Here is a 22,079-nt window from a genome sequence, read left to right as displayed (position 1 = left end):
CTCGTCATCGTGGCCAGGAGGCTTCATGCACGACACCTACGACTACGTCGTCATCGGCGGCGGGAGCGCGGGGTGCGTGCTCGCCGCCCGGCTGACGGAGGACCCGGGCACGACCGTGCTCCTGATCGAGGCCGGTGGCGAGGCGGACGCCGACGAGATCAGCATCCCGGCCGGCTTCCCCTCCCTCTTCCGGACGCGGTGGGACTGGAACTACCACACGACCGGGCAGAAGCAGTTGGACGCGCGACCGACGTACTGGCCGCGGATGAAGGCGCTCGGCGGGTGTTCGTCGATGAACGCGATGATCTACATCCGCGGCAACCGGGTCGACTACGACACCTGGCGTGACGCGCACGGCGCCACCGGCTGGGGGTATGACGACGTTCTGCCGTACTTCAAGCGCGCAGAGCACAATTCGCGGCTCGGTGATCCGTTCCACGGGCAGGACGGCCCGCTGTACGTGGAGGACCGGCGCTACGACCACGAACTGAACGACGCGTGGATCGCCTCCGCCGTCGCCTCCGGAATGGGCGCGAACGACGACTTCAACGGTGCCCGCCAGGAGGGCGCCGGTTTCTACCAGGTGACCTGCAAGGGCGGCCGTCGCTGGTCCACCGAACGCGCGTACCTGGAGCCCGCGCGCGGCCGCACCAATCTCGAGGTCATCACGGGCGCGATGGTGGAGCGCATCGAGCTGGACGGGGATCGCGCGGTCGGAGTGACGTTCGAGCACCTGGGGGAGCGGCGCACGGCGCGGGTCGATGCCGAGGTGCTCCTGTGCGCCGGGGCGATCAACTCACCGCAGCTGCTGATGCTGTCGGGGATCGGACCGGGCGGGCACCTGCGGGAGACCGGCGTCGACGTGCGCCACGACCTGCCCGGGGTGGGGGCCAACCTGCACGACCACCCGTTCGTGCCGCTGATCTGGGAGACCAAGGGCACCACGGATCTGCTGGAGTTCAACACGCTGCCGAACATCCTGAAGGCCAAGGCGCTGGGCCGGGGGCCGCTGACATCCAACGTCGCCCAGGCCGGAGCGTTCTTCCACAGCCGGGAGGGGCTGGCGGCGCCGGATCTACAGGTGCACTTCACCCCGACGGGCTTCTGGGACAACGCCGCCCACGAGTCCGGGTCGCGCAAGGTCTCGATCGGTACGACGCTGGTCAGCGTCGCCAGCCGCGGGCAGCTGCGGCTCCGGTCGGCCGACCCGTCGTGGCATCCGAGCATCGACCCGGCGTACTACGACGACCAGCGCGACCTCGACGCGATGCTCGCGGGGTGCGAACGGCTGCTGGACGTCGCGAACTCCGGTCCGCTCGCGACGTACCTGGACACGCCGTTCATGCCCGACACGGCCTCGCCGAGCACGGAACAGCTCGAGGCGCATATCCGTCGGGAGACCCAGACGCTCTACCACCCGGTCGGCACCTGCGCGATGGGCGAACATCCCGACGCCGTCGTCGACGCCGAACTGCGCGTGCACGGGCTGACCGGCCTGCGCGTCGTGGACGCCTCGGTCATGCCCGAGGTGCCCCGCGGCAACACCAACGCCCCGACCATCATGATCGCCGAGCGCGCAGCGGACCTGCTGCGCGGCCGCGCCTCGAACCCGTCCCACCGCCTCGCCGATGCAGGAGTGAACCGATGAGCACAGCCATGGCAGACACCGCGACCGACGCCGCCGAGCAGGAACCGCGCACCTTCGAATCGCTGAACCCGGCCACCGGGGACGTGGTCGGCGTCCACGCGATCGACGACGAGGCGACGGTCCGCGAAGCCGTACGTCGCGCCCGTGCCGACGCCGCATGGTGGGACGAGCTGGGATTCGACGGCCGCCGGGAGATCCTCGGCAAGTGGCGCGGGGTCATCGCCCGACGGATGGGCGAGCTCGCGGCCGTGGTGCACGACGAGACCGGCAAGCCGCACGCCGACGCGCAGCTGGAGATCGGCCTGACGGTCGATCACCTGGCGTGGGCGGCCGGGCACGCTCGCAAGGTCCTGGGCCCGACCAAGTCCTTCGCCGGCCTGTTGATGGCCAACCAGTCGGCCGTCGTCGAGCACCGGCCGCTCGGCGTCATCGGCGTGATCGGGCCGTGGAACTACCCGGTCTTCACCCCCATGGGGTCCATCGCGTACGCGCTCGCAGCCGGCAACTGCGTCGTCTTCAAGCCCAGCGAGCTGACCCCGGGCGTGGGCGAATGGCTGGCCGCGTCGCTGCGCGAGGTCGTGCCGGACCGCGCGCTGCTGCAGGTGGTGACCGGTCTCGGCGAGACCGGCGCCGCCCTGTGCACCGCCGGTGTCGACAAGCTGGCCTTCACCGGTTCGACCGAGACCGGCAAGAAGGTGATGGCCGCCTGCGCGCAGACCCTCACCCCGGTGATCGTCGAGGCCGGGGGCAAGGACGCTCTGCTGGTGGACGAGGACGCGGACGTGGCCTCCGCCGCGGACGCTGCCGCGTGGGGTGCCTTCTCCAACGCCGGCCAGACCTGCATCGGCGTCGAGCGGGTCTACGTGCACGAGCGGGTGTACGACTCCTTCGTCGACGCCCTCGTGGCTCGCGCCCAGAACGTGCACCCCGGCGGCGGCCCCGGTGCCCACTACGGCCCGGCCACGCTGCCCAAGCAGCTGGACCTCATCCGCGGACACATCGACGACGCACTCGCGTCCGGTGGTCGAGCGCTGGTCGGCGGGGAGGGCGCGGTCGGCGACCGGTTCGTGCAGCCGACGGTGCTGGTCGACGTACCGGAGGACCGCCCCGCGAACACGGACGAGACCTTCGGTCCGACCATCACCGTCAAGAAGGTGGCCTCCATGGACGAGGCGGTGCGGCTGGCGAACGCCACCCGTTACGGCCTCGGCTCGACCGTCTTCTCCAAGGCGCACGGCACGGAGATCGCGCGTCGTCTGCGCTGCGGGATGACGGCCGTGAACGACGTCATCTCGTTCGCCGCCATCCCCTCACTGCCGTTCGGCGGGGTCGGTGACTCCGGCTTCGGTCGCATCCACGGCCCGGACGGCCTGCGCGAGTTCACCTACGCCAAGGCGATCGCGTCGCGACGGATCAAGCCGGTGATGCTCCTGACCACCTTCGACCGTACCGCGAAGCAGGACTCGACGTTCGCCCAGCTGATCACCGTGATGCACGGCCGGGCCACCACGATGCAGCGCCCGGCTGCGGTCGTGAGCAGGCTGCGCAGGTCCCGCTGACCGCTCGCCCCGAGGTCGCGTGGGGGTTCTGCGTGTGCGGCCAGTGCTGCAGCACTGACCGCACACGCAAAACCCACACCTCGACGTTTAAACCCAGGCGTGTCGGCGGAGTACGCGCCTAGCATCGGCGGGTGCCCGATGCGATCTTCGACGACCCGCGGCTGGCCGCCGTGTACGACGCGTTCGAGGGTGACCGCAGCGACCTGACGGCGTACCGCGCGATCATCGGTGAGTTGGGCGCGACGTCGGTGCTCGACATCGGTTGCGGGACGGGCGTGCTGGCGCTGATGCTCGCCGCCGACGGGATCGCGGTGCACGCGGTCGATCCCGCGGGCGCGTCTCTCGACGTCGCCCGATCGAAACCCGGCGCACACGCGGTGCAGTGGCACCGCGGCACAGTCGAGGATCTGCCATCGCTGCGGGTGGACGTGGTGGTGATGACCGGCAACGTCGCCCAGGTCTTCACCGAGGACGCGCAATGGGACGAGACCCTGCGCGTGGTCCATCGAGTGCTGCGCCCTGGCGGGCACCTGGTCTTCGAGTCGCGTCGGCCGGAACGACGCGCGTGGGAGGACTGGGAGCGTGATGCCGCCCCCGTGCAGCTCCATGTCCAGGGCGTCGGTGACGTCACCGAGCGGTTCGAACTCACCGGCGTCGCACTGCCGCTGGTGTCCTTCCGGCATCGATGCACCTTCGCCGCGGACGCGACCACCGTCACCTCCGAGTCGACGCTGATCTTCCGTTCGCGCACCGAGATCGAGCAGACGCTGAGGACGGCCGGGTTCGTCGTACGCGAGGTGCGTGACGCACCCGACCGGCCCGGCCGCGAACACGTGTTCATCGCGCAACGCGACTGAGTCGGCGTGGGGGTTCCGCGTCTGCGGCCAGGGCTGCAGCACTGGCCGCAAACGCAAACTGCACACCGCGCACCCCGGCGCGCGAACCCCCCGCCCGTCTGGTCTCAGAGGACGGTGGCACCCGCGAGATCACGGACGATGGCCGCAGCCTGCGTGGTGGTGATGATCGCGCCGCGCAGGGCGCGCATCCGATCGAGGTCGCACGGGCCGAGACCGGCACCCCGCAGGTCGGCGTGCTCCAGCTGCGCCTCGGCCAGGTCCGCGCCGCTCAGGTCACACCCGTCGAAGATGCACGACCGCAGATCGGCGCCGCGCAGGACGGCTTCGGTGAACCTCGTCCCGGACAGGTCCGCATGAGCCAGCGGTGCACGGATCAGGTTGGCTGCGAACGCGTTCGAGCGACTGATCGTGAACCCGAAGCCGCCGACGCCCTCGAAGTCGGCGCCCATCAGGCGACATCCGCTGAACGACGCACCCCCCAGAGCAGCACCGCGCAGGTCGGCGTTGTCCAGCACACACTCCTCGAAATGCACCTCGGTGAGGTCGACACCCCGCAGGTCGATCTCCCGCAGATCGCAACGGACCAGTCGCACCGCCTCCGTTGCGCCGTTCACGATCTCCCGCAGCGTGGGACCGTCGTAGCTCTCGTCGACGAGCTGCACCGGTCCCCTCAGCCGTCCTCGGTCTGTACGGCGACACCCTCGCCGACCTTGCTGTGCTTGTAGCCGTAGAACGCGTAGATGATGATGCCGAGCAGCGCCCACACCACGAACCGCAGCCAGGTGACCGGCTCCAGCTTGCTGATCAGCCAGATCGAGAACGCGATGCCGATCAACGGGGTGACCGGCATGCCCGGTGTCTTGAAGGTGCGAGGCAGATCCGGCGAGCGGTAGTGCAGGACGATCACGGCGGCGGACACCACGATGAACGCGAGCAGGATGCCGATGTTGGTCAGCTCGGCTGCGTCGCCGATGGGGACGAAACCGGCGATGGCGGCCGACACCACGCCGATGATCCAGGTCGGCCGGTGCGGTGCGTGGAAGCGGTTGGTCTTGGCGAACCACCCGGGGAGCAGCCCGTCGCGGCTGATCGCGAAGAACACCCGGGAAGCGCCGAGCATGAAGCCGAAGAGCACGGTGAGGATGCCGATGATGGCGCCGATCGCGACCACGTCGGCGAACCGGTCGAGCCCGACGGACTTGAACGCCGTTGCGAATCCGCTGGTTTTGCTGATCTTGTCGTACTTCTGCATGCCGGTGAGCACCGTGCACGCCAGCAGGTAGAGCACCATCGAGATCGCCAGCGAGAGCATGATCGCCTTCGGCAGGATCCGCGTGGCGTCCTTGGACTCCTCCGCGGCGGTACTCATCGCGTCGTACCCGAACACTGCGAAGAAGACCGTCGCGGCGCCGGTCACGGCACCGCCGAAACCGTAGGGGAAGTAGGGGTGCAGGTTGCCACCCTTGATGTAGAACGCGCCGACGACGACCACCGCGATGACGATCGCCACCTTGACGACCACCAGCACGGACTCCGCCCGGGCGCTGGATCTGATGCCGCGGTTGAGCAGCACGGCGATCAGCAGGCACAGGATCAGCGCGAAGAGGTCGACCTTGTGGCCCGATCCGGTGCCGGGCGCGCCCAGCATCCAGACGGGCAGGTGGGCGCCGAAGTCGTTCAGCAGGAACGAGAAATAGCCCGAGATGCCGATCGCGACCACCGCCACGATGGCGGTGTACTCCAGGAGCAGGTCCCACCCGATGAGCCAGCCGACGAGCTCGCCCAGCACGGCGTACCCGTAGGTGTAGGCCGACCCGGCCGCCGGGATCAGTCCGCCGAACTCGGCATAGGAGAGCGCGGCGCACGCCGAGGCGACACCCGCGATGATGAACGAGATGCTGACCGCCGGTCCGGCGACCCCGTTGGCCACCGTGCCGGCCAGGGAGAAGATGCCGGCTCCGATGATGGCGCCGATCCCGATGGCGGTGAGCTGCCACAGACCGATCGAGCGCTCCAGTCCGCCGGCCTCCTCGTGACTGACGATCGGCTTGCGGCGCAGCACCCCCTGCCGCGGCGCGATCTTCTGGTCACCGGCCATCACGTACTCCCGTCCTCGCAGGTACACCCGGTCCGGCGCGCCCGTGCTGTGAGCCTAGCCACGCGGCGGTCGGTTCGCTCTGGTGCGAGCCCCGGGTGATGTGTACGGTGTCCACATCGCGACCGGCCGGCCGCCCGCGTCTCTTCCGGAGGATGCCTGCGGCGGACCTCATCCCTCAATGCGTTCTGGCACAGGAGATCTCATGGTCGATGGCACCGCCGAGCAACTGAGCGTCACCCGGTTCGTCGATGCACCACCCGCAGCCGTCTTCGACGTGCTGGCCCATCCGACACGGCACCAGGAGACCGACCCCGCGCCCTGGAGATGGGTCCGCGAACCCCAGCAGCCCGACCCCATCACGCACGCGGGGCAGGTCTTCACGATGAACATGTACCTGGAGCGGGTCGGCGGCGACTATCGGATCGACAACATGGTCACGGCGTTCGAGCCGCCGCGGCTCATCGCCTGGAGACCGGGCAGCGTCCGCGACGGCGAGCTGCACCTCGGCGGCTGGGAGTGGCGCTACGACCTCGTTCCCGAGGACGAGGGCACCCGCGTCACCCTCACCTACGACTGGGGCGACACCTCTGCCCAGACCCGCAAGGACTTCGGTCGGATGCCCCCCTGGCCACCGGAGTACCTGCAGGAGTCGATCGACCAGCTCGCCACCACGTGCGAATCGGCGCGGACCGGCCGGTGAGCCCCATGACGCCGAGCGCGCACCAGGTCGGCGTGGCACGATCGCGCAGATGAACGACAGCCCCGATACGCAGGCGCGACTGCGCACGCTGATCCTGTTGCGCCGGGTCCGGGACCGGATGGACCGGGAGTACGCCCAGCCCCTGGACGTCGAGGCGCTCGCGCGCGGGGTGCACATGTCGGCCGGCCACCTCAGCCGCGAGTTCCGCACGGCGTACGGCGAGTCGCCGTACGCCTATCTGATGACCCGGCGGATCGAGCGTGCGATGGCGCTGCTGCGCCGCGGCGACCTCAGCGTCACCGACGTCTGCTTCGCGGTCGGTTGCTCCTCTCTCGGCACCTTCAGCAGCCGGTTCGCCGAGTTGATCGGTGTGCCGCCGAGCACCTACCGCCAAGAGGTGGCGTCCGCGACGTCGGGCATCCCGTCGTGCGTGGTGAAGCAGGTGACCAGACCGGTCAGGAATCGAGAAGCCCGCGTCGCGGCGGCGGATCTAGCGTGAGCGCCATGGACATCACCATTCACAACGCCTTCCTGCCCCAGACGGATCCGGCCGCGACGCTCACCTTCTATCGGGACGTCCTCGGTTTCGAGGTCCGGAACGACGTCGGCTACAACGGGATGCACTGGATCACGGTCGGGCCCGCCGGTCAGCCCGGTACGTCCATCGTGCTCTTCCCGCCGGGCGCCGACCCCGGCGTCACCGACGAGGAGCGCCGCACCATCACCGAGATGATGGCCAAAGGCACCTTCGCGATCATCACGCTGGCCACGCCGAATCTGGACGAGACCTTCGACCGTCTCCAGGCGGCGGGCGCCGAGGTCGTGCAGGAGCCGATCGAGCAGCCGTACGGTGTGCGCGACGCCGCGTTCCGGGACCCGTCCGGCAACCTGATCCGGATGAACGAGGTCCACTGAGCTGTCGGTGCGGAGAACGCGCCGGCAGAGGGAGACACGATGAGCACGGCCTCGGGGCGCCGGCGCACGCCGGCGCCGTCCTCGACACCGCATGCCGCCGACCAGCACGACCTGATCACGGTGCGGGGCGCCCGGGTGAACAACCTGAAGGACGTCAGCGTGCAGATCCCCAAGCGCCGGCTGACGGTCTTCACGGGGGTGTCGGGCTCGGGGAAGAGCTCGCTGGTCTTCGGGACGATCGCCGCCGACTCCCAGCGGCTGATCAACGAGACCTACAGCGCGTTCGTGCGGGGCTTCATGCCCACGCTGGCGCGCCCCGACGTCGACGTGCTCGACGGCCTCACGACGGCGATCGTGGTGGGGCAGGAGCGAATGGGTGCCGACGCGCGGTCCACGGTGGGCACCGCGACGGACGTCAACGCGATGCTGCGGGTGCTCTTCAGTCGGGTCGGCACGCCGTACGTCGGCTCGCCCCAGGCGTTCTCCTTCAACGTCGCCTCGATGAGCGGCGCCGGGGCGGTGACCATGGAGCGGGGTGGCCGCACGACCAAGGAGCGGCGCAGCTTCAGCGTCACCGGCGGCATGTGTCCGCGGTGCGAGGGCCGAGGATCGGTGACCGATTTCGACCTGACCCAGCTGTACGACGCGGACCGCTCGCTCAACGAGGGCGCTCTCGTCATACCGGGTTACAGCATGGACGGCTGGTACGGCCGGATCTTCCGCGGCTGCGGCTTCTTCGACCCCGACAAGCCGATCGAGAAGTTCACCAAGAGGGAGCTGGACGCACTCCTCTACAAGGAAGCCACCCGGATCAAGGTCGACGGGATCAACCTGACCTACGAGGGGATCATCCCGAAGATCCGAAGGTCCTTCCTGGCCAAGGACATCGACACCCTGCAGCCGCACATCCGCGCGTTCGTGGAGCGGGTGGTCACCTTCTCCACCTGCCCCGACTGCGGCGGGACCCGGCTCACCAAGGAGGTCCTGGCCAGCACCGTCGGCGGGCTCAACATCGCCGAGGCGTCGGCCATGCAGATCAGCGATCTCGCGGAGTGGGTGCGCGGCCTGGACGAGCCGACCGTCGCTCCGCTCCTGCAGTCGCTGGGGGAGTCGCTGGACTCCTTCGTCGAGATCGGTCTCGGCTACCTCAGCCTCGACCGCCCGTCGGGCACCCTGTCCGGCGGCGAGGCGCAGCGCGTGAAGATGGTGCGCCATCTCGGGTCCTCGCTCACCGACGTCACCTACGTCTTCGACGAACCGACCATCGGGCTGCACCCGCACGACATCCAACGGATGAACGAGCTGCTGCTCCGGCTGCGGGACAAGGGCAACACCGTGCTGGTCGTGGAGCACAAGCCCGAGACCATCCAGATCGCCGACCACGTCGTCGACCTCGGCCCGGGAGCGGGTGCGGCGGGTGGCGAGGTCCGCTTCGAGGGCACCGTCGCGCAGCTGCGAAAGGCCGACACCGCCACCGGTCGTCACCTGCAGGACCGTGCGAGCCTGAAGGAGCAGGTACGCGCTGCGACGGGCGCGTTGGAACTGCGAGGAGCCGACCTGCACAACCTGCAGGACGTCGACGTGGACGTCCCGCTCGGTGTGCTGGTCGCCCTCACCGGCGTCGCCGGATCCGGCAAGAGCTCCCTGGTCACCGCCGCGCTCGCGGGCCAGGACGGTGTCGTGACGATCGACCAGAGCCCGATCAAGGGTTCACGGCGCAGCAACCCGGCGACGTACACCGGCCTGCTGGACCCGATCCGCAAGGCCTTCGCGAAGGCCAATGGCGTGAAACCCGCTCTCTTCAGCTCGAACTCCGACGGTGCGTGCCCGGCGTGCAAGGGCGCCGGCGTGATCTATACCGATCTGGCGATCATGGCCGGAGTGGCCACGACGTGCGAGGTGTGCGAGGGCCGGCGCTTCCAGACGGCGGTGCTGGAGTACCGACTCGGTGGCCGCGACATCAGCGAAGTGCTGGAGATGTCGGTGACCGACGCCGAGCGGTTCTTCGGGGAGGGCGACGCCGCCGTCCCGGCCGCGCACACGATCCTCGAACGGCTGGTGGACGTGGGGCTCGGGTACCTCACCATCGGGCAGCCTCTGCCGACCCTGTCGGGCGGCGAGCGGCAGCGGCTGAAGCTCGCGACCCACCTGGGCGAGAAGGGCGGCGTCTTCGTGCTCGACGAGCCGACTGCCGGGCTGCACCTGGCCGACGTCGAGCGTCTGCTCGAGCTGCTGGACCGGCTGGTCGACTCGGGCAAGACGGTAGTCGTGGTCGAGCACCACCAGGCCGTCATGGCGCACGCGGACTGGATCGTCGACCTGGGTCCCGGCGCCGGCCACGACGGCGGCCGGGTCGTCTTCGAGGGCACGCCGGCCGATCTGGTCGGCGCCCGGTCCACGCTCACCGGCGAGCACCTCGCGGAGTACGTCGCCGGCTGAGAGCCGTGAGCCCGCAAGCGGCACCGCGCGGGCCCTCGTGCGCGTCCTCGGCGCACGCGGCCTCCCCGAACGGCGCCGCGTGGTCCCTCGTGGGCGTCCGGACGTCGGCGCGGGCGGGGTCGAGCGTGGAAGTGACTGGCGACAAACCGACGCGCGTCGCAGGATGACCCCATGAGCGAGCCCCGGATCGTGGCAGTCGACCCGTCGTCCCCGATCCTGCGCCAGTGGCACGAGGTCCTGCGGGCCGCGTACACGCAGGGGCAGGGGCCGATGTGGTGGATCTCGCTCGCCCATGTGCTCTACACCGCCGAGCACCCTCACCCGCGCAGAAGCCGTTGGAGGTACGCCGCCCTGGACGGCACGCGGGTCGTCGGCGCCCTGGAGCTGGTCTCGGCCGTGGGCGACCCGGCCGAGCCCGTCCAGGTCGAGCTGGCCGTCGCCCCGGAAGCGCAGGGACGAGGCATCGGTCGTGAACTGGCCTCGTACGCCCTGCAGTTCGCCGCCGATCACGGTCACCACACCCTGCAGACGGAGGTGCACGTCCCCGGCGCGCAGGCGCTCGAGGACACGCGGTCCGGACGATTCCTACGCGACCAGGGCTTCCGGGTCGGCAACGTCGAGGACAGGCTGCTGCTCGACCTGCCGTGGGACGGTCGCGGGGAGGGCGATCCACCCTCCGGAGAGGTACGCGTGCAGTCGTGGGTCGGCGCGTGCCCGCAGCGATACGAGCTGGAGTGGGCGGCCCTGAAGCAGCAGATGCAGGAGGACCACCCGGTCGGGGACCTGGTCCGGGGCGACACCCGGATCGACGTCGAGCGGATGCGCGAGGATGAGGGCCGGATGATCGAGCGGGGCTGGACCGTGCTGCGCAGCATGGCGCTGCTGCGGGACCGCCCGGTGGGTTTCACCGAGATGTTCCTCGACGCCGACGAGCCGGCGATCGTGGTGCAGGACTCGACGCTGGTCGACCGGGCGGCCCGGGGCAAGGGAGTCGGCCGGTCGCTGAAGGCCGCGAACCTGCACCAGCTCGAGCGGATCACGGCCGACACCGCAGCCGAAGCGCGGTACGTCCAGACCTGGACGTCACAGTCCAACGCCCCGATGCTGGCACTCAACGCGCAGTTCGGCTTCCGCGTGGCGGGCACGATGCACGACGCCGAACGAACGGTGTAGGGCCTCCTCCGCCGTCGCAGGTTCGCGCGGTCCCGGGCGAGATGGATAACGGCCTGTTGGGCGAGGTCGGCGGTCGGCGATCGGCAGTTTCCCTCTCTTAGACTCCTGCGGCATGTCGACCACCCAGCCGCAGCACGGCTGTCCGAAGGAGCGGTCCTGGGTCGCGGACGCCGTACGCAAAGTCGCAGCAGACGCCAACAGGTCGGCCGACACTCACCTGATCCCGTTGCGCCTGGCCGGTCTCGATGGGATCGACATCTACTTCAAGGACGAGTCGACCCACCCGACCGGAAGTCTCAAACACCGCCTGGCGCGCAGCCTCTTCCTCTACGCCCTCTGTAACGGGTGGATCCGCGAGGGGTCGACGGTTGTGGAGGCGTCGAGCGGTTCGACCGCGGTCAGCGAGGCGTACTTCGCGCAGCTGCTGGGCCTGCCGTTCGTGGCTGTCATGCCGCGCTCGACCAGTGCCGAGAAGATCGTGCTCATCGAGCGGTACGGCGGCCGCTGCCACTTCGTGGACGACGCCGGCGCCGTTTATGCAGCCGCGGAGCAGATCGCGCGGGAATGCGGCGGGCACTATCTCGACCAGTTCACCTACGCCGAGCGGGCGACCGACTGGCGCGGCAACAACAACATCGCCGAATCCATCTTCGATCAGATGCGACTGGAGCGGCATCCGCAGCCGGCGTGGATCGTGGTGGGCGCTGGTACCGGAGGCACCAGCGCGACGATCGGACGCTATCTGCGCTACCAGGGCATCCCGACCCGGCTGTGCGTCGTCGACCCGGAGGGCTCCGCGTTCTACGGGGGCTGGGTGGAGCGCGACGCCTCCCACGTCACCGGCCGGGGTTCGCGGATCGAGGGCATCGGGCGCCCGCGCGTCGAGCCGTCGTTCCAGCCGCAGATCGTGGATCGGATGATCCAGGTGCCGGACGCCGCCTCGATCGCGGCCGTTCACCTGTTGCGCGAGCGCACGGGCCTGTTCGCGGGCGGATCCACCGGCACGAACCTGACCGGGGTGCTCGAGCTGGCATGCGAGATGAAGGCGCGGGGGGAGACCGGCAGCATCGTCACGTTGCTCTGCGACGGCGGCGAGCGCTACAGCGCGACCTACTACGACGAGGACTGGCCGGCGGCGAGGGGTCTGGACCCGACAGCGCACCGTGCGATGTTGCAACGCGCGATGGACGAAGGGTTGTGGCGGACGTAGTCGAGCCCGGCGCCGACCATTAGCCTGGAGCCTCCTACCCGGCCCACACCTGCAGGAGTCCTTCGTTGAGCCCCGTCTTCGACTGCGCGAATCCGCAGACCCGGGAGGACGGTCTCGACGCTGCGAAGTCCGCGCTCGACCTGGGTGAGTGCGTCGTCCTCCCGACCGACACGGTCTACGGCATCGGCGCCGACGCGTTCAATCCCTCGGCGGTCCAGAAGCTGCTCGACGCCAAGGGCCGCGGCCGTGAGATGCCCCCGCCCGTGCTCGTGCCGGGGCTCCCGACGGTCGACGGACTGGCGATGTCGGTGCCGTCGTACGCGCGGCGCCTCATGGAGCGCTTCTGGCCCGGCGGACTCACGCTGATCCTGCGCGCGCAGCCCTCGCTGGCCTGGGACCTCGGCGACAACAACGGCACCGTCGGGTTGCGGATGCCGGACGATGAAGTCGCCCTGGCGCTGCTCGAACGGGTCGGCCCGATGGCGGTCAGCTCAGCGAACCGGACCGGCAAGCCGACCGCGACCACGATCACCGAGGCCGGATTCGCCCTCGGCCCCGCCGTGGAGGTCTACCTCGACGGCGGTGAGCGCAGCGGCAACGAGCCCTCGACCATCCTGGACTGCACCAAGCCCGACCCGGTGCTGCTGCGGGCCGGCGCGATCGGCACCGATGCGCTGCGCGAAGTGCTGGCGGGTGTGGAGCTGATCGAGCCCTCCACCGGGAACGGGGTCAGCCTCTCGAAGGCGCCCGCCGACGATCAGGACGGACCCGAGCCGCTCGATCTGTCGCAGACCGAGCCCGAAGGCACGCCCGACGGCGATGTGGACGCCGTTATCGACCCCGTGTTCGTGCCGCCGCAGGACGGCACGTTGCCTGCGAGCGACCTCCCGCAGGACGGTGCGCCGTCCGCCGAGGTGCCCTCGCCCGACCTACCCGCCCCGCCCTCGGACCACACCGACGGCACCCGTTCCACTCCCACGTCCGACGCCTAAGGTGACCCGATGACCGCTTCGCCCACGCCCTTCTACGGCTCCGATTTCGACGCCCTCGCCGCGTTCGACCCCGAGATCTCGGGGGTGCTGCTGTCCGAGCTGGACCGGCTGCGCAGCGGCCTGCAGCTGATCGCCAGCGAGAACATGTCCAGCCCCGCGGTGCTCACCGCGCTGGGCTCGACACTGTCCAACAAGTACGCCGAGGGCTACCCCGGCCGCCGCTACTACGGCGGGTGCTCGGAGGTCGACAAGGCCGAGAACCTGGCGATCGAGCGGTGCAAGAGCCTGTTCGACGCCGAGCACGCCAACGTCCAGGCCCACTCCGGCGCGAGCGCCAACCAGGCCGTCTACGGCGCGTTCCTCAAGCCCGGCGAGACCATCCTCGGCATGTCGCTGCCGATGGGCGGGCACCTCACGCACGGCACGAAGGTCAGCTTCTCCGGCAAGTGGTTCAACTCCGTCGGCTACGGCGTGGAGAAGGAGTCGGAGAACATCGACTACGCCGAGGTCGAGGCGCTCGCCAAGGAGCACCGGCCCAAGGTGATCCTCGCCGGTGGATCGGCCATCCCGCGGCTCATCGACTTCGAGTTCTTCCGCAACCTGGCCGACGAGATCGGCGCGATCTTCTGGGTCGACGCCGCGCACTTCATCGGCCTGGTCGCCGGAAAGGCGATCCCTTCGCCCGTCCCGTACGCCGACGTGGTCACCTTCACCACCCACAAGGTGCTGCGCGGTCCGCGCTCCGGTGCGCTCGTCTGCAAGGCCGAGCACGCGGCGAAGCTGGACAAGGCCGTCTTCCCGATGATGCAGGGCGGCCCGCAGATGCACACGATCGCGGCCAAGGCGGTCAACTTCAAGGAGTGCGCGACGCCCGAGTACGCCGCGTACGCCCGCCAGGTCATCGAGAACGCTCAGCAGTTGGCGACGTCGCTGGGGGAGAAGGAGATCCGTCCCACCACCGGCGGCACCGACACCCACCTGTCCCTGCACGATCTGCAGGGCGTGCAGGTGACCGGTGCGCAGGCGGAGGAGCGGGCGGACGCCGCCGGCATCGTGCTCAACAAGAACGCGATCCCGTTCGACCCGCAGAAGCCCAACGTCGCCTCCGGCATCCGCGTCGGCAGCCCCAGCGTCACGACGCAGGGGATGGGCACCCCCGAGATGGTGCAGATCGCCGACCTGATCCACCGGGCCATCACCCAGACCGACGGTGACCCCGACCACCCGGTCGCCAAGGACGTCCGCGCCGAGGTCACCGACCTCGTGGGCCGCTTCCCGGCGTATCCCCGGCCGGCCTAGGGCTTCGGCCGGACCAGCCCCGTCTCCCAGTGCGTGAATACCTGCTTGTCGCGGTCGTCGCCGGGGTCGTCACCTACCTGACGACACCGGCGATCCGCTGGCTGGCGGTGCGGTTCGGAGCCGTCACCCCGGTACGCGGGCGTGATGTGCACTCGGTGCCGATCCCGCGACTAGGCGGGGTCGGGATGCTCCTCGGTTTCGCGGCCGCGGTGCTCATCGCGAGTCGGCTGCGCCACGCGTCGAGCCTTCTGCACGGCGCGAACCATCAGGTGTTGGCCGTCCTCATCGCGGCCGCGTTCATCACCGCGGTGGGTGCCATCGACGACTTCCGCGAGCTGGACCCGTTGACCAAGTTCGCCGGGCAGCTGATCGCCGCGGGGGTGATGGCGTTCGGAGGCGTGCAGCTGTCCGCGCTGCCGACCGGCGATTCCTACACGATCCTGCCGCAGCCGATCCTCATCCTGCTCACCTTCGTGATCGTCATCGCGATGACCAACGCGGTGAACTTCGCCGACGGGCTGGACGGGTTGGCCGCGGGATTCGTGGCCATCGCAGCGGTCGCGTTCTTCCTGTGGGCCTATCAAGTCGCGCACGTCTACCTGAACCCCTCCGACAGCGTCTTCAGCGCCTCGGCCTTCGTCTCGGCGGTGACGGCGGGGTGCTGCCTCGGCTTCCTGCCGCACAACTTCTTCCCGGCGCGCCTCTTCATGGGGGATGCCGGTGCCTTGCTGCTCGGGCTGCTGCTGTCGGCCTCGACCATCACGTTCACCGGGGCCCTGCAGCCCAGTCAGGTGAAGTCGCAGTCGGCGGCGTTCTGGGTGCCGATCGCCCTCCCGGTGGCGATCCTCGCCCTGCCGGTCCTGGATGTGATCCTCGCGGTGCGCCGACGGGGACTGCGGTTCTGGAAGCCGGACCGCGGGCACCTGCATCACAAGATGCTCGACATCGGCCACTCCCACCGCCGCGCCGTGCTGCTGCTCTACCTCTGGTCGGCCTCGCTCGCACTCGGGGTGCTGATGTTCACGTACGTGTCGACCGCGTGGGCGTTGTCGGCCCTCGTCGTCCTCATCGCGATCAGCGCGGGACTGACCCGTTGGCTCCCGAGGTGGAAGCGCGGCAGGAGCTTGTGATAGTTTTCACAAAGTAGCCGAACGGCTATTTTGCCCCTTCGCGTGACGCCCCGGGAGACCGATGCGGACGCCCACGATCCGGCAGGAGAGCGAGCCCAATGACGGACTCAGTGCCTTCTCAGCCCTCCCCGCCTTCTCAGCCGTCGCCTGACTCCGCACCGGCGCCAGCCCAGCGGGCCCAGCCGTCACCCTTCGACACCATGCTGAGGACGGCGTTACTGCCCAGCCTCGGGGCAGGCGTCGTGACCGCCGTCGTGGCATGGATCGTGGCCGGTGGCCGAGCCGGTCTGTCCGCGGCTTTCGGGGCCGCCCTGGCCCTGATCTTCTTCGCAGCCGGTCTGCTGGTGATGCGCAAGGTCATCGACGTGAACGCGGTGGCCCTGATGGCCGCGGCGATGGCCGTCTTCTTCGGCCAGTTGATCCTCGTGCTCCTGGTCATGCTGGCCGCGACCACAGTGCTCGATCTGCAAGCCCTGCCGACGATGATCGGCGTCGTGGTGGTCGTCCTGGTATGGCAGATCTTCCAAGTGCTGGGATTCGTGCGCAGCCGCCGACCGGTCTACGACCCGCCGTCCGCCGGTGGTGAAGTGACGTGAATGACGGTCGACGGGGTCGGGTAGTCTGGGCGCCGGATTTCGCGCTGAAAGGCGCGTCCGTGAGCCACCACCGTCCACCGCCACCACGGTGCGTGCTGTCAATCGCATCAGAAGGTGGCACCACAAGCTGGACAGTTGCTGAATCCATGACGACGAAGGAGACCCTGTGAGCGCGACACTCGCTGCCGCGGCCGCCCCCCACGCAGCGGTCGTCGCAGACGGCGGGTTCAAGGCTCCCGGCGTCGCCGACCTCTGGCAGCCGCTCGTCGGCAACGGCGCGTTCGCTTTCACCCGCCCCGCCCTGGTCCTCCTCCTCTCGGTGGGCCTGCTCGGCTGGTTCTTCGTCGCCGTCAGCCGCAAGCTGGAGGTCGTCCCGAGCAAGCGGCAGTTCAAGGCCGAACTGGTCTACGGGTTCGTGCGCGACACCATCGGTCGCGACGTCATCGGCAGCAAGGACTTCCGGCGCTTCCTGCCTCTGCTGTTCACTCTCTTCACCGTCATCCTGGTCAACAATCTGGCGGGAATCATCCCGTTCGTGCAGTTCCCGACGTTCAGCCGCATCGCATTCCCCGTCGTGGCCGCACTCATCGTCTATGTCTGCTACCACGTGGTGGGTGTCCGTGCGAAGGGCGGTGTATGGCCCTACCTGAAGTCGATCATGCCGCCGGGAATCCCAGGGTGGATCGGCTGGTTCGTCTACATCCTGGAACTGGTGACGTTCTTCATCACCCGACCACTGACTCTCGCTCTGCGACTCTTCGGCAACATGCTGGCCGGTCACCTGCTGCTGCTGGTGTTCACCGTCGGCGGGGAGTACATGCTGCTGCACGGAGGCAACATCGGCATCCGGGGCGCCGGCGTGGTGTCCTTCCTCTTCACCATCGTGATGACGCTCTTCGAGCTGGTCATCGAATTCCTGCAGGCCTTCATCTTCACCATGCTGGCGGCCATCTACATCGCCGGCGCACTGGCCGAAGAGCACTGAGGCAGCACCAGACTTCTCATACGTCCGACGTGTCGACATCCGAGTCGACTCGCCAACGAAAGGAAACACAATGAAGGGCAGTCTCTCGATCGTCGGCTACGGCCTCTCCGCGATCGGCCCCGGGATCGGCATCGGCCTGATCTTCGCGGCATACATCAACGGTGTCGCCCGTCAGCCGGAGGTCCGCGGTCAGCTGCAGACCATCGCCTTCATCGGCTTCGCACTGGCCGAGGCGCTCGCCCTGCTCGGTCTGGTCTTCGGCTTCGTCTTCACCTGATCTGGACGAACACCTCGACGTACGTCAATCAAGCCCGACCCGCGGACAGAAGGACTAAGCCGTGCACATACCAACGCAGGTCACTGCGGAGAGCCCATGGGCCGAAGCCGGTCACGTGATCATTCCGCACTACGCGGAGTTGATCATCGGGATCATCGCGTTCGCGGTCATCTACGCCCTCTACGCCAAGTTCGTCGTGCCGCGTCTGGAGCAGATGTACGACGAGCGCACCGCCGCGATCGAGGGCGGGATGGCACAGGCCGAGGAAGCGCAGGCCCAGGCCGCCGCTGCCAAGGAGAAGTACGAGGAGCAGCTGACCCACGCTCGTGCGGAGGCCTCGCGCATCCGCGAAGAGGCCAAGGCGCAGGGCGCGACGATCATCGCCGAGGCCCGGGAGCAGGCAGGCACGGAGGCCGAGCGGATCGTGGCCTCTGCGCACAAGCAGACCGAGGCCGAGCGTCAGCAGGCGTCGGTGCAGTTGCGCAACGAGGTCGGGACCATCTCGACCAACCTTGCCAGCCGCATCGTCGGTGAGTCCCTCGACGACGAGACCCGTCGCCGCGGGATCGTCGACCGCTTCCTGGCGGACCTGGAGTCCGGCGACGTCAGGCCGGAGAAGGTCGGGTCCACCGGCACGTCGGACGCCGAGGCGGGCAACTGATGGATGGCAGTTCGCGGGCGTCGTACGTCGCCGTACGGGGCACGCTGCGCGAGCAGCTCTCGGACGGGGCCGACGCGGGCGCCGTGGGGGAGCAGCTCTTCGCTGTGACCTCGGTGCTCGACAGCAGCGCCTCGCTGCGGCGTGCGCTCGCCGACCCGTCGGCGACGGATGACGCCAAGGCCGGTCTCGCCGACCGTCTCTTCGGCGGCAAGGTGGGCGACCAGACCCTCGCCGTCGTCCGGGCCCTCGCGAACACGCGGTGGGCTGCCGAGCGCGACCTGGCCGACGCCGCGGACGGACTCGCCGTCGAGGCGGTCCTGACCGGCGCCGACCGCGCGGGACGGATCGACCAGGTCGAGGACGAGCTCTTCCGCTTCGAGCGGATCGTGGCGGGCAACCCCGAGCTGCGCGACGCGATGACCGATTCGCAGCGCAGCGGCGAGGACAAGAGCGGCCTCGTGCGCACCCTGCTCGACGGCAAGGTCGCACCCGAGACCGAGCTGCTGGCGCGCCAGGCCGCCGACCATCCCCGTGGCCGGCGCTACGAGCGGGTGCTGGACTCCTACGTGGCGACGGCGGCACGGCTGCGCGAGCAGCTGACCGCCACCGCGTTCGTCGCCCACCCCCTCGACGAGGACCACCGGGAGCGGCTGGCACGTGCGCTGACGCAGATCTACCGCCGCGAGGTGCAGGTCAACGTCATCGTCGACCCGCAGGTCGTCGGCGGCGTCCGGGTGCAGGTCGGTGACGAGGTCATCGACGGCAGCCTCGCGAATCGACTGGACGAAGCCCGACGGTTGATGTCGAGCTGATGCACGCAGGCCGGCGTACGCCGGTCACCTTGAACCGACAGCCCATGCTTGACCGGCCGCAGCGGCCGACACGAAGGAGAAGAAGATGACGGAGCTCTCGATCCGCGCAGACGAGATCCGGGACGCCCTGGAGGGATACGTCTCCTCCTACGAGCCCGGCGCCGCCGCGCGCGAAGAGGTCGGCCGGGTGAGCGACGCCAGCGACGGCATCGCCCACGTGGAGGGCCTTCCCTCGGCCATGACCAACGAGCTGCTCCGCTTCGAGGACGGCACCCTGGGTCTGGCCCTGAACCTCGACGTGCACGAGATCGGCGTCGTCGTCCTCGGTGAGTTCGACGGCATCGAGGAGGGCCAGGAGGTCAAGCGGACCGGCGAGGTGCTCTCCGTGCCCGTCGGCGACGCCTTCCTCGGCCGGGTCATCGACCCGCTCGGTCACCCCATCGACGGTCTGGGCGACATCAAGCCCGACGCGCGCCGCGCCCTGGAGCTGCAGGCGCCGACCGTCGTGCAGCGCAAGTCGGTGCACCAGCCGCTCATGACCGGTATCAAGGCCATCGACGCGATGACCCCGATCGGCCGCGGCCAGCGTCAGCTGATCATCGGAGACCGCAAGACCGGCAAGACCGCGATCGCGACCGACACGATCATCAACCAGAAGGCCAACTGGGAGTCCGGCGACCCGGAGAAGCAGGTCCGCTGCATCTACGTCGCTATCGGCCAGAAGAACTCCACCGTCGCCGAGGTCCGCGGCGCCCTGGAGGAGGCCGGCGCGATGGAGTACACGACCATCGTCAACGCCTCCGCGGGTGAGCCGGCCGGCTTCAAGTACCTCGCGCCGTACACCGGCTCGGCCATCGGCCAGCACTGGATGTACGACGGCAAGCACGTCCTCATCGTCTTCGACGACCTGTCCAAGCAGGCCGAGGCCTACCGCGCCGTGTCGCTGCTGCTGCGTCGCCCGCCGGGCCGCGAGGCCTACCCCGGCGACGTGTTCTACCTGCACAGCCGGCTGCTGGAGCGTTGCGCCAAGCTGTCCGACGAGCTGGGCGCCGGGTCGATGACCGGTCTGCCGATCATCGAGACCAAGGCCGGTGACGTCTCGGCGTACATCCCGACCAACGTCATCTCGATCACCGACGGCCAGATCTACCTGCAGGCCGACCTGTTCAACTCCAACCAGCGTCCCGCCGTGGACGTCGGCGTGTCGGTCTCCCGCGTCGGTGGCGCGGCCATGACCAAGGCGCTCAAGGCCGTCACCGGTTCGATCAAGGTCGACCTCGCGCAGTACCGCGAGATGCAGGCGTTTGCGATGTTTGCCTCCGACCTGGACGCGGCCTCACGCCGTCAGCTGGCCCGTGGTGAGCGGCTCATGCAGCTCTTCCGCCAGCCGCAGAACGCGCCGTACCCCCTGGAGGACCAGGTCGTCAGCATCTGGGCCGGCACGACCGGTCAGATCGACGACATCGAGCCGGAGGACATCGGCCGCTTCGAGCGGGAGTTCCTGGAGTACCTGCGCCGCGAGGACAAGGGCACCCTGGACTCGATCCGCGAGACGCAGAAGTTCGACGACGACAGCCGCAGTGCGCTGGAGTCGGCAATCAAGAAGTTCAAGCAGCAGTTCGAGCCCACCGCCAAGAAGGGCGACTCCGGCCCCGGCACCGAGTCGCACGACGAGATCGACAGCAACGAGGTCGACCAGGCGAAGATCGCCCGGCAGAAGAGCAAGCAGGACTGAGCGGGCGCCCCGGTACGCGCGTACCGGGGCATCCCCACTCTCGTTCTCGATCACCACAACGGAAGGGCACTCATGGCAGGGCAAATGCGGGTCTACCGACAGCGCATCCGCTCGGTGCAGTCCACCAAGAAGATCACCCGCGCGATGGAGCTCATCGCCGCGTCCCGGGTGGTCAAAGCGCGTCAGGCCGTCAACAAGTCGACCCCGTACGCGCTGGCACTGACCCGTGCGTGCTCGGCCGTGGCGACCCACTCCAACACCGACCACGTGCTCACCACCGAGCGTGACAACCCCCAGAACGCGGGCGTCGTCATCTTCACCAGCGACCGCGGCCTCGCGGGCGCGTACTCGGTGAACGCGCTGAAGAAGAGCGCCGAGCTCGTGGAGAAGCTCACGAACGAGGGCAAGCAGGTCTCCCCGTACCTGCTCGGCCGCAAGGCCATCGGCTACTACCGGTTCCGCCGTCGTGAGGCGACAAAGACCTGGGAGGGCTTCTCCGACAGCCCCACCTTCGAGGTGGCCCGCGAGATCGGCGAGCGCGTCGTGGAGGACTTCCGCAAGGGAGCCGAGAACGGCGGCATCGACGAGGTGCACCTGGTCTACACGCGCTTCCAGAACATGGTCGTGCAGGAGCCGGTGGTGCTGCGACTGCTGCCGCTGGAGATCAGCGACTCCGACGACGTCGACGGCGATGGCCAGGCGGACGCCGTCGCGCCCCTCTACGAGTTCGAGCCCAGTCCCGAGCAGGTCCTCGACGCGTTGCTGCCGAAGTACGTCACGGCACGCATCTTCAACGCGCTGCTGCAGTCGGCCGCATCCGAGCTGGCCGCCCGCCAGCGCGCGATGAAGTCCGCGACCGACAACGCCGAGGAACTCATCAAGACCTACTCCCGCCTCGCCAACCAGGCGCGCCAGGCGGAGATCACCCAAGAGATCAGCGAGATCGTTGGCGGGGCCAGCGCGCTCGAAGACGCCAGCTGACCCGGCTACGAC

At 69.1% G+C, this 22,079-nt stretch carries 21 protein-coding genes; 19 read left to right on the top strand and 2 right to left on the bottom strand.

All coding sequences use genetic code 11. The features are described from left to right. The first annotated feature begins 25 nt into the window (after nt 1-25). From HNR15_RS12000 to HNR15_RS11990, 3 genes are all read left to right on the top strand, one after another. Nucleotides 26-1,648, top strand: coding sequence for a GMC family oxidoreductase (locus HNR15_RS12000; protein ID WP_179482067.1), 1,623 nt, complete (start codon nt 26-28; stop codon nt 1,646-1,648). Continuing rightward, a complete protein-coding gene (locus HNR15_RS11995) occupies nt 1,645-3,207 on the top strand; it encodes an aldehyde dehydrogenase family protein (protein WP_246305924.1) in 1,563 nt (520 codons plus the stop codon). Before HNR15_RS12000 ends, HNR15_RS11995 begins: the two co-directional genes overlap by 4 nt. A gap of 131 nt (nt 3,208-3,338) precedes the next feature. After that, nucleotides 3,339-4,064 carry a methyltransferase domain-containing protein gene (locus tag HNR15_RS11990; RefSeq protein ID WP_179482065.1) on the top strand — a complete coding sequence of 242 codons (726 nt, stop codon included), beginning with the start codon at nt 3,339-3,341 and terminating at the stop codon, nt 4,062-4,064. 104 nt (nt 4,065-4,168) lie between these two features. On the opposite strand, the gene HNR15_RS11985 is transcribed toward HNR15_RS11990, so the two are convergent. After that, nucleotides 4,169-4,726 carry a pentapeptide repeat-containing protein gene (locus HNR15_RS11985; protein WP_179482063.1) on the bottom strand — a complete coding sequence of 186 codons (558 nt, stop codon included), beginning with the start codon at nt 4,724-4,726 and terminating at the stop codon, nt 4,169-4,171. A gap of 8 nt (nt 4,727-4,734) precedes the next feature. Beyond that, nucleotides 4,735-6,162, bottom strand: coding sequence for an amino acid permease (locus HNR15_RS11980; RefSeq protein ID WP_179482061.1), 1,428 nt, complete (start codon nt 6,160-6,162; stop codon nt 4,735-4,737). Between the two features lie 202 nt (nt 6,163-6,364). On the opposite strand from HNR15_RS11980, the gene HNR15_RS11975 reads away from it, so the two are divergent. From HNR15_RS11975 to HNR15_RS11900, 16 genes are all read left to right on the top strand, one after another. Continuing rightward, nucleotides 6,365-6,862 carry an SRPBCC family protein gene (locus HNR15_RS11975; protein ID WP_179482059.1) on the top strand — a complete coding sequence of 166 codons (498 nt, stop codon included), beginning with the start codon at nt 6,365-6,367 and terminating at the stop codon, nt 6,860-6,862. Nucleotides 6,863-6,911: 49 nt separating this feature from the next. After that, the gene (locus HNR15_RS11970) at nt 6,912-7,361 is read left to right on the top strand and encodes a helix-turn-helix transcriptional regulator (RefSeq protein WP_179482057.1); all 450 of its coding nucleotides are present in this window, start codon (nt 6,912-6,914) and stop codon (nt 7,359-7,361) included. A gap of 5 nt (nt 7,362-7,366) precedes the next feature. After that, nucleotides 7,367-7,777, top strand: coding sequence for a VOC family protein (locus tag HNR15_RS11965; RefSeq protein WP_179482055.1), 411 nt, complete (start codon nt 7,367-7,369; stop codon nt 7,775-7,777). 39 nt (nt 7,778-7,816) lie between these two features. Next, on the top strand, nt 7,817-10,216 hold the full coding sequence (locus HNR15_RS11960) for an ATP-binding cassette domain-containing protein (protein WP_179482053.1): 2,400 nt from the start codon (nt 7,817-7,819) through the stop codon (nt 10,214-10,216). A gap of 171 nt (nt 10,217-10,387) precedes the next feature. Beyond that, a complete protein-coding gene (locus HNR15_RS11955) occupies nt 10,388-11,389 on the top strand; it encodes a GNAT family N-acetyltransferase (protein WP_179482050.1) in 1,002 nt (333 codons plus the stop codon). Nucleotides 11,390-11,501: 112 nt separating this feature from the next. After that, the gene (locus HNR15_RS11950) at nt 11,502-12,599 is read left to right on the top strand and encodes a PLP-dependent cysteine synthase family protein (protein WP_179482048.1); all 1,098 of its coding nucleotides are present in this window, start codon (nt 11,502-11,504) and stop codon (nt 12,597-12,599) included. A gap of 65 nt (nt 12,600-12,664) precedes the next feature. Further along, the gene (locus HNR15_RS11945) at nt 12,665-13,591 is read left to right on the top strand and encodes an L-threonylcarbamoyladenylate synthase (RefSeq protein ID WP_179482046.1); all 927 of its coding nucleotides are present in this window, start codon (nt 12,665-12,667) and stop codon (nt 13,589-13,591) included. Between the two features lie 9 nt (nt 13,592-13,600). Then, complete coding sequence (locus tag HNR15_RS11940; protein ID WP_179482044.1) at nt 13,601-14,890, top strand: serine hydroxymethyltransferase; 1,290 nt, start codon at nt 13,601-13,603, stop codon at nt 14,888-14,890. Nucleotides 14,891-14,919: 29 nt separating this feature from the next. Continuing rightward, the gene (locus HNR15_RS11935) at nt 14,920-16,020 is read left to right on the top strand and encodes an MraY family glycosyltransferase (RefSeq protein WP_179482042.1); all 1,101 of its coding nucleotides are present in this window, start codon (nt 14,920-14,922) and stop codon (nt 16,018-16,020) included. A gap of 200 nt (nt 16,021-16,220) precedes the next feature. Continuing rightward, nucleotides 16,221-16,616: a hypothetical protein gene (locus tag HNR15_RS11930; RefSeq protein ID WP_179482040.1), complete on the top strand. Its 396-nt coding sequence runs from the start codon at nt 16,221-16,223 to the stop codon at nt 16,614-16,616. Nucleotides 16,617-16,782: 166 nt separating this feature from the next. Continuing rightward, the gene (gene atpB / locus HNR15_RS11925; protein WP_179482038.1) at nt 16,783-17,601 is read left to right on the top strand and encodes a F0F1 ATP synthase subunit A; all 819 of its coding nucleotides are present in this window, start codon (nt 16,783-16,785) and stop codon (nt 17,599-17,601) included. Between the two features lie 70 nt (nt 17,602-17,671). Next, nucleotides 17,672-17,878, top strand: a complete 207-nt coding sequence (atpE, locus tag HNR15_RS11920) for an ATP synthase F0 subunit C (protein WP_179482036.1) — start codon at nt 17,672-17,674, stop codon at nt 17,876-17,878. Between the two features lie 61 nt (nt 17,879-17,939). Continuing rightward, complete coding sequence (locus HNR15_RS11915; RefSeq protein WP_343048524.1) at nt 17,940-18,539, top strand: F0F1 ATP synthase subunit B; 600 nt, start codon at nt 17,940-17,942, stop codon at nt 18,537-18,539. Continuing rightward, the gene (locus HNR15_RS11910) at nt 18,539-19,351 is read left to right on the top strand and encodes a F0F1 ATP synthase subunit delta (RefSeq protein WP_179482034.1); all 813 of its coding nucleotides are present in this window, start codon (nt 18,539-18,541) and stop codon (nt 19,349-19,351) included. Before HNR15_RS11915 ends, HNR15_RS11910 begins: the two co-directional genes overlap by 1 nt. An 85-nt stretch (nt 19,352-19,436) precedes the next feature. Then, a complete protein-coding gene (gene atpA, locus HNR15_RS11905) occupies nt 19,437-21,086 on the top strand; it encodes a F0F1 ATP synthase subunit alpha (RefSeq protein WP_179482032.1) in 1,650 nt (549 codons plus the stop codon). 72 nt (nt 21,087-21,158) lie between these two features. Continuing rightward, complete coding sequence (locus HNR15_RS11900; RefSeq protein ID WP_179482030.1) at nt 21,159-22,067, top strand: F0F1 ATP synthase subunit gamma; 909 nt, start codon at nt 21,159-21,161, stop codon at nt 22,065-22,067. Nucleotides 22,068-22,079 lie beyond the last annotated feature (12 nt).

It is taken from the genome of Allobranchiibius huperziae, assembly GCF_013410455.1.
GTDB classification, from domain to species: Bacteria; Actinomycetota; Actinomycetes; order Actinomycetales; family Dermatophilaceae; genus Allobranchiibius; species Allobranchiibius huperziae.
This window is presented reverse-complemented; position numbering and strand designations above follow the sequence as displayed.

What these genes read in the sequence shown, in the direction of transcription:
- HNR15_RS12000 (WP_179482067.1), top strand. Translation starts at nt 26, where the DNA reads ATGCACGACACCTACGACTACGTCGTCATCGGCGGCGGGAGCGCGGGG.
- HNR15_RS11995 (WP_246305924.1), top strand. Translation starts at nt 1,645, where the DNA reads ATGAGCACAGCCATGGCAGACACCGCGACCGACGCCGCCGAGCAGGAA.
- HNR15_RS11980 (WP_179482061.1), bottom strand. Translation starts at nt 6,162, where the DNA reads ATGGCCGGTGACCAGAAGATCGCGCCGCGGCAGGGGGTGCTGCGCCGC.
- HNR15_RS11975 (WP_179482059.1), top strand. Translation starts at nt 6,365, where the DNA reads ATGGTCGATGGCACCGCCGAGCAACTGAGCGTCACCCGGTTCGTCGAT.
- HNR15_RS11970 (WP_179482057.1), top strand. Translation starts at nt 6,912, where the DNA reads ATGAACGACAGCCCCGATACGCAGGCGCGACTGCGCACGCTGATCCTG.
- HNR15_RS11965 (WP_179482055.1), top strand. Translation starts at nt 7,367, where the DNA reads ATGGACATCACCATTCACAACGCCTTCCTGCCCCAGACGGATCCGGCC.
- HNR15_RS11960 (WP_179482053.1), top strand. Translation starts at nt 7,817, where the DNA reads ATGAGCACGGCCTCGGGGCGCCGGCGCACGCCGGCGCCGTCCTCGACA.
- HNR15_RS11955 (WP_179482050.1), top strand. Translation starts at nt 10,388, where the DNA reads ATGAGCGAGCCCCGGATCGTGGCAGTCGACCCGTCGTCCCCGATCCTG.
- HNR15_RS11950 (WP_179482048.1), top strand. Translation starts at nt 11,502, where the DNA reads ATGTCGACCACCCAGCCGCAGCACGGCTGTCCGAAGGAGCGGTCCTGG.
- HNR15_RS11940 (WP_179482044.1), top strand. Translation starts at nt 13,601, where the DNA reads ATGACCGCTTCGCCCACGCCCTTCTACGGCTCCGATTTCGACGCCCTC.
- HNR15_RS11930 (WP_179482040.1), top strand. Translation starts at nt 16,221, where the DNA reads ATGCTGAGGACGGCGTTACTGCCCAGCCTCGGGGCAGGCGTCGTGACC.
- atpE (WP_179482036.1), top strand. Translation starts at nt 17,672, where the DNA reads ATGAAGGGCAGTCTCTCGATCGTCGGCTACGGCCTCTCCGCGATCGGC.
- HNR15_RS11910 (WP_179482034.1), top strand. Translation starts at nt 18,539, where the DNA reads ATGGATGGCAGTTCGCGGGCGTCGTACGTCGCCGTACGGGGCACGCTG.
- atpA (WP_179482032.1), top strand. Translation starts at nt 19,437, where the DNA reads ATGACGGAGCTCTCGATCCGCGCAGACGAGATCCGGGACGCCCTGGAG.
- HNR15_RS11900 (WP_179482030.1), top strand. Translation starts at nt 21,159, where the DNA reads ATGGCAGGGCAAATGCGGGTCTACCGACAGCGCATCCGCTCGGTGCAG.